This is a genomic window from Deinococcus rhizophilus (genome assembly GCF_030271215.1).
Classification (GTDB): Bacteria; Deinococcota; Deinococci; order Deinococcales; family Deinococcaceae; genus Deinococcus; species Deinococcus rhizophilus.
The window spans coordinates 1-5,097 of the sequence record NZ_JASNGB010000200.1 but is presented as its reverse complement, the minus strand read 5'-3'; the positions used below and the strand labels follow the sequence as shown (position 1 = coordinate 5,097).

The 5,097-nt window shown below is 64.4% G+C and carries 6 protein-coding genes; 4 read left to right on the top strand and 2 right to left on the bottom strand.

Going from position 1 to position 5,097, the window contains the following annotated elements; all coding sequences use genetic code 11:
* A partial coding sequence (locus QOL99_RS14935; RefSeq protein ID WP_285524986.1) for a hypothetical protein occupies positions 1-846 on the top strand: 846 nt, incomplete at its 5' end.
* Positions 847-1,034: 188 nt separating this feature from the next.
* Here the strand turns inward: QOL99_RS14935 and QOL99_RS14930 are convergent.
* Complete coding sequence (locus tag QOL99_RS14930) at positions 1,035-1,298, bottom strand: metal-sensitive transcriptional regulator (protein WP_092265738.1); 264 nt, start codon at positions 1,296-1,298, stop codon at positions 1,035-1,037.
* A 64-nt stretch (positions 1,299-1,362) separates the two neighbouring features.
* Entirely contained in the window at positions 1,363-1,566 is a 204-nt protein-coding gene (locus QOL99_RS14925; RefSeq protein WP_104992418.1) for a CopZ family metallochaperone, read from the bottom strand.
* A 154-nt stretch (positions 1,567-1,720) separates the two neighbouring features.
* Here QOL99_RS14925 and QOL99_RS14920 point away from each other — a divergent pair, with 154 nt between their 5' ends.
* The 3 genes from QOL99_RS14920 (at position 1,721) to QOL99_RS17895 (ending at position 5,061) form a co-directional block, all read left to right on the top strand.
* Entirely contained in the window at positions 1,721-4,228 is a 2,508-nt protein-coding gene (locus QOL99_RS14920) for a heavy metal translocating P-type ATPase (RefSeq protein ID WP_285524981.1), read from the top strand.
* Positions 4,229-4,260: 32 nt separating this feature from the next.
* Entirely contained in the window at positions 4,261-4,677 is a 417-nt protein-coding gene (locus QOL99_RS14915) for a hypothetical protein (protein ID WP_285524980.1), read from the top strand.
* Positions 4,678-4,815: 138 nt separating this feature from the next.
* Positions 4,816-5,061, top strand: coding sequence for a MerR family transcriptional regulator (locus tag QOL99_RS17895; protein WP_407650199.1), 246 nt, complete (start codon positions 4,816-4,818; stop codon positions 5,059-5,061).
* Positions 5,062-5,097 lie beyond the last annotated feature (36 nt).

Sequence of the window (5,097 nt, the reverse complement as noted above, 5' to 3'; positions counted from 1 at the left end):
CGAAGTGCCTTGCCTCTCGGTCCGCTCCTGGGGGGTCAGTCCACCTATGACGCCTTCCGCGCTGCCCTGATAGGGACAGGCGTGCAAGAGTTCCACCTGTGGGGGAAGGCAGAACTGGAAGACATGCTGTTCCAGCCGAAAAACGACCCCCTGCTCTTCGCATATTTCGGGATCAGTTTGCAGACGAGGAAACGGTCACGTCAAAGTGAATTGAGGGCTGTCCTGGCCTGGCGCAAACGGGTTGGCAGAATTCTTGGCAACCCAACGGACATCCTCCAGAAGGAGATCCTCTTCCGTGACGCGACGGATGACGCCTATCCCTTGACAGAGGAAGTAGCAGACTTTGAACAGAATCCAAGGTGGGCGATCTACCGCGTTCGCTACTTTAATGCGCGCAACGCCCTCATCCTTGAGATCCGCTCTCACCTTGCTTTTCATGACACTGAAACTGGCGAGTGGGATATGCTCCCGGACCCTGTCCCCAGTGACCTCGATAACCAGCTCTGGGGAAAAGAGAGCGAGTACAGTGATCTGCACTGGCGCAGACAGCACGCCTGGCAGCGCACTGTTCCTGAAAAGCACCGAGCGGAACTCGTGGTCTTGAACAGGATTTCGCTCGAACGGGTGCTGGCGGTGGACGAGGTGGGCGACTTGGCTCACCCCCTGCCGATTTTCTATGTCGAGCCCCTTCCCTCTGGGAGGCTGCTGGATGCGGAGGACGAATTCCACTACCTCACCTCAGCCAATTACGGCTTGCACAAGCCGGAATACGATGCGGATCCTGAAAAACGCATCCCCTACTTCAAGAATTTCAAGCTTGAAGCAGGGGATGAGCCACACACCTAACCCGCTGAGTCACCACCTCCGTGTTGAACCCAGGGCGGCAGCGATGGCGGTGGGTCTATGGATTGAGCTCTTCCGACAATCTGAGCCGTTGCTCGAGGCCGCCGATGGTGATCAGGAGAGGGGGACGACCCCCGAACTCGGGCGCGGGCCACACCGCAAGGGTGGCCCGCGCCTATAGCCTGCACCGCTCAGGTGTACTTGAGCGCTTCCATCAATTCCTCGACGAGCTCCACGCTGTCACCCCGCGTCGAGGCGGTGGCGACGTGCGCCTCGAGGTGCCCGCGCAGCACGACCTCGCCCGCGCCTGAAAGCGCACCCTGTACGGCCTTGATCTGGCGGAGCACGTCCACGCAGTAGGCGTCGTCCTTTTCCAGCATGGCCACGATGCTGTCCAGGTGACCACGGGCGATCTTGAGGCGCCGGGCTGCGCGTTTGCGCGCGTCCTCCGGCATGCACAGGTGACTGGAGGGCGTGCCGGTGTGGCAGGCGGCGGGGTCGGCTTTCGCGGCGGTCACGTTAAGCGCGGACCTGAGCCCCGTAGCCTTCCTCAGTGACGGCGGCGACAAGCGCCTGCGGGTCAGCATCGCCCTGCACGGTCGCGGTACCGTCCTGCAGGTTGACACGGACATCCTGGACGCCCGGCACACTCTTGAGCGCATTCTGGACAGCCTTCTCGCAGTGGCCGCACGTCATGCCGTTGACAGTCAGTTCGGTGGTCATGCCTCAACTGTAAACCCTATGGGGGAGGGTGTCAAGGCGAGATGGTGCAGCCCATAGCCGCCTTTCCCCTTGGCAATGGGCGAAAAAGACTTGCTTCAGCTTGGACGCTGGCTTATGCTTTCTTCGTACCCCCCGGAGGGGGATAGGAGCGACGATGAGTAAAACGATTGAACTCGGCGTCCAGGGCATGACCTGCGCCTCGTGCGTGGGCCGCGTCGAGCGGGGCCTGAAGAAAGTCGAGGGGGTGGAGGGGGCCAGCGTGAACCTGGCCACGGAACGCGCGACCGTCACGTACGACCCGGCGCTGACTACCCCACAGACGCTGCTGGACAAAGTAAAGGACGTTGGGTACGAGCCAGTGATCAGCGAACTCGAGTTGGGCGTGCAGGGCATGACTTGCGCGTCCTGCGTGGGACGGGTCGAGCGGGCCCTGAACAAGGTGGAGGGCGTGCTGGACGCCTCGGTGAACCTCGCCACCGAACGGGCTACCGTAAGGTACCTGCCGTCCAGCGTCAGTCCGGGGCAGCTCAAGGCCGCTGTAAAGGCCTCTGGTTATGAGGTGCTCGAGAGCGAGCCCGGCAAGGACCGTAGCGACCTGGAGCGTGAAGCGCGTGAACAGGAGGTCCGCAGTCTGCGGCGTGCCGTCACCTTCAGTGCGGTCTTCGCCATCCCACTGGTGATCCTCGCGATGGTGCCGATGCTCTACATGCCCTTCCACATGTGGCTGATGGAGTACATGAGCGAGCGCACCATGACCTGGATCATGCTGGCGCTGGCCCTTCCCGTGCAGTTCGGTCCCGGATTGCGCTTCTACCGCCTGGGCTGGAAGGCCCTGAAAAACCGTTCCCCCGACATGAACTCTCTCGTCATGATCGGCACCTCGGCCGCCTTCTTCTACAGCCTAGTCGTCACGCTGGCACCCCAGATCTTCCCCGAGGGCACGGCCCACGTGTACTACGAGGCCAGCGCCGTGGTCATCACCCTGATCCTGCTCGGCAAGTATTTCGAGGCCATCGCCAAGGGAAGGAGCAGCGAGGCGATGAAGAAGCTGCTGAGCTTGCAGGCCAAGACGGCCCGCGTGGTCCGTAGCGGTCAGGAACTCGAAGTACCCACCGACGAGGTGCTGATCGGCGACCTGGTGTCCGTACGCCCCGGCGAGAAGGTGCCGGTGGACGGCGAGGTCACCCAGGGCAACTCCTTCGTGGACGAGTCCATGATTACCGGTGAGCCCATCCCCGTCGCCAAACAAGCGGGCGCGGCCGTCGTCGGCGGCACGATCAACCAAAATGGCGCGTTCCAGTTCAAGGCCACCAAGATCGGGGCCGACACCGCGCTGGCCCAGATCATCAAGTTGGTGGAAAGCGCTCAGGGCTCCAAGCCGCCCATCCAGGGGCTCGCGGACAAGGTCGTTTCGGTCTTCGTCCCGATCGTCCTCGGGATTGCCGCCCTGACCTTCCTGATCTGGCTGCTGGTGGGCGGGAGCACGGCCCTTTCCTTCGCCCTGGTCACCACCGTCGCGGTGCTGATCATCGCCTGCCCCTGCGCGATGGGGCTGGCCACACCGACCAGCATCATGGTGGGCACCGGCAAGGCGGCCGAGCTGGGCGTCCTGTTCCGCAACGGTGCGGCGCTCGAGGGCTTGCAGGGCGTGAATGTGGTTGCCGTGGACAAGACGGGCACCCTGACCAAGGGGAGGCCCGAACTCACCGACCTCGTGACCGCCTCCGGCTTCCAGCGTGCCGAAGTGCTGCAACTGGTCGCGGCAGCGGAAGAACAGAGCGAACACCCCATCGCCCGCGCCATCGTGGATGCGGCGAAGAAGGAGGGTGTCGCCATCCTCCCCCTGGAAAGCTTCGAAGCGGTGCCCGGGTACGGCCTGGAAGCGCGGGTCCAGGGCCGCCTGGTGCAGGTCGGTGCCGACCGGTACATGCGCAAGCTCGGGCTGAACGTGGGTGACTTCGCGGCCCAGGCCGAGCGGCTCGGGGACGAGGGCAAGAGCCCGCTGTACGCGGCCATTGACGGCCAGCTCGGTGCCGTGATCGCGGTGGCCGACCCCATCAAGGAAGGCAGTCCGGAGGCGGTGAAAGCGCTTCACCAGCAGGGCCTGAAGGTCGCGATGATCACCGGGGATAATGCCCGGACCGCGCAGGCCATCGCCCGCCAGCTCGGCATCGACGAGGTGCTGGCTGAGGTGCTGCCCAGCGGCAAGAGCGACGCGGTCAAAGAGCTCCAAGCGAAAGGCCAGAAGGTGGCGTTTGTCGGGGACGGGATCAACGATGCTCCGGCGCTCGCCCAGGCAGACGTCGGTCTGGCGATCGGGACCGGCACGGACGTGGCCGTCGAGACCGCCGACGTGATCCTGATGAGCGGCGACATGCGCGGCGTGCCGAACGCCCTGGCGCTCTCCCGCGCCACCCTGCGCAACATCAAGCTCAACCTCTTCTGGGCGTTTGCGTACAACATCGTCCTGATTCCTGTCGCGGCGGGCGTGCTGTACCCCGCCTTCGGGTGGCTGCTCAGCCCGGTGCTGGCCGCCGCCGCGATGGGCTTTTCCAGCGTGTTCGTGCTGAGCAACGCGCTTCGCTTGCGCTCCTTCCGCCCCCCCGTCCGTCCCGACCCCGCCCCTGTCCGCGCAGCACCCACCGTCATGGCCCAGGCCTGAGCTGCCGGTCCACCGCCCCCAAAGGAGACACCATGACTAAACTCACCGTAGGCCCCTGGATTGCGGCGCAGAAACTCCCCAGCCGGAACGTGGCGCGCGACCGCCTCGCGTTCCTGGAACGCACCCAGGTCCGGCAGGCCACGCCCACCGTCGCGGGCTTCCCGCTCGTCGGGCTCGGCGGAAGCTGTGGCAAACCGTGCTTCGCCCTCCCATACACCCTCACCTGGGACGACCAGAACACCCAGGCGCTGGAAGCGCTTGCCGGGGAGTTCGGCTGTTATGTGGAGTACGGCGTGTACCCACACCTCAAGCTGCACGAGAACGACCAGGAAGTCGCGGCGGTGCAGGATTGGACGACCTTCGCCACCGTCTACATGCGTCCCGGCTACGACCGCGCAGAGGAACTCCTCGTGCGCCTCGCGGACACGTTCCGGCCAGCGGGCAACTGACCCGAATTCCCCGGGGGCGGCGCGTGAGCGTGCCGCCCCCACTCTTCACTCCAGAAGCCTGGTCCCCATAACGCTGACGCCGAGGCGCCGACCTTCCACGCTTGACCTTGACATGCTGGAAGGGCTCAACCTGAACGGATGATGCACATCAGTGAGTTCGCGCGGCAGAGCGGCATCCATGCCCAGACGCTCCGGCGGTATCACGCTCAAGGCTTACTCGTGCCCGAGGTCGATCCGCATAGCGGTTATCGCTGGTACTCCAGCAGCCAACTCCACACGGCCCGGGTCATCCAGAGCCTCAGGGGCGCAGGGTGCAACGTGGCCTTGATCAGGGCCATGCTGCACCCCAGCGATGCTCCAGACCTCCTTGGGCAGCTTGACTGACATCTTGCAGTTTTAGAAAAGGCTGTCTGGAACGCG

What these genes read in the sequence shown, in the direction of transcription:
- QOL99_RS14930 (WP_092265738.1), bottom strand. Translation starts at nt 1,298, where the DNA reads ATGCCGGAGGACGCGCGCAAACGCGCAGCCCGGCGCCTCAAGATCGCC.
- QOL99_RS14925 (WP_104992418.1), bottom strand. Translation starts at nt 1,566, where the DNA reads ATGACCACCGAACTGACTGTCAACGGCATGACGTGCGGCCACTGCGAG.
- QOL99_RS14920 (WP_285524981.1), top strand. Translation starts at nt 1,721, where the DNA reads ATGAGTAAAACGATTGAACTCGGCGTCCAGGGCATGACCTGCGCCTCG.
- QOL99_RS14915 (WP_285524980.1), top strand. Translation starts at nt 4,261, where the DNA reads ATGACTAAACTCACCGTAGGCCCCTGGATTGCGGCGCAGAAACTCCCC.
- QOL99_RS17895 (WP_407650199.1), top strand. Translation starts at nt 4,816, where the DNA reads ATGATGCACATCAGTGAGTTCGCGCGGCAGAGCGGCATCCATGCCCAG.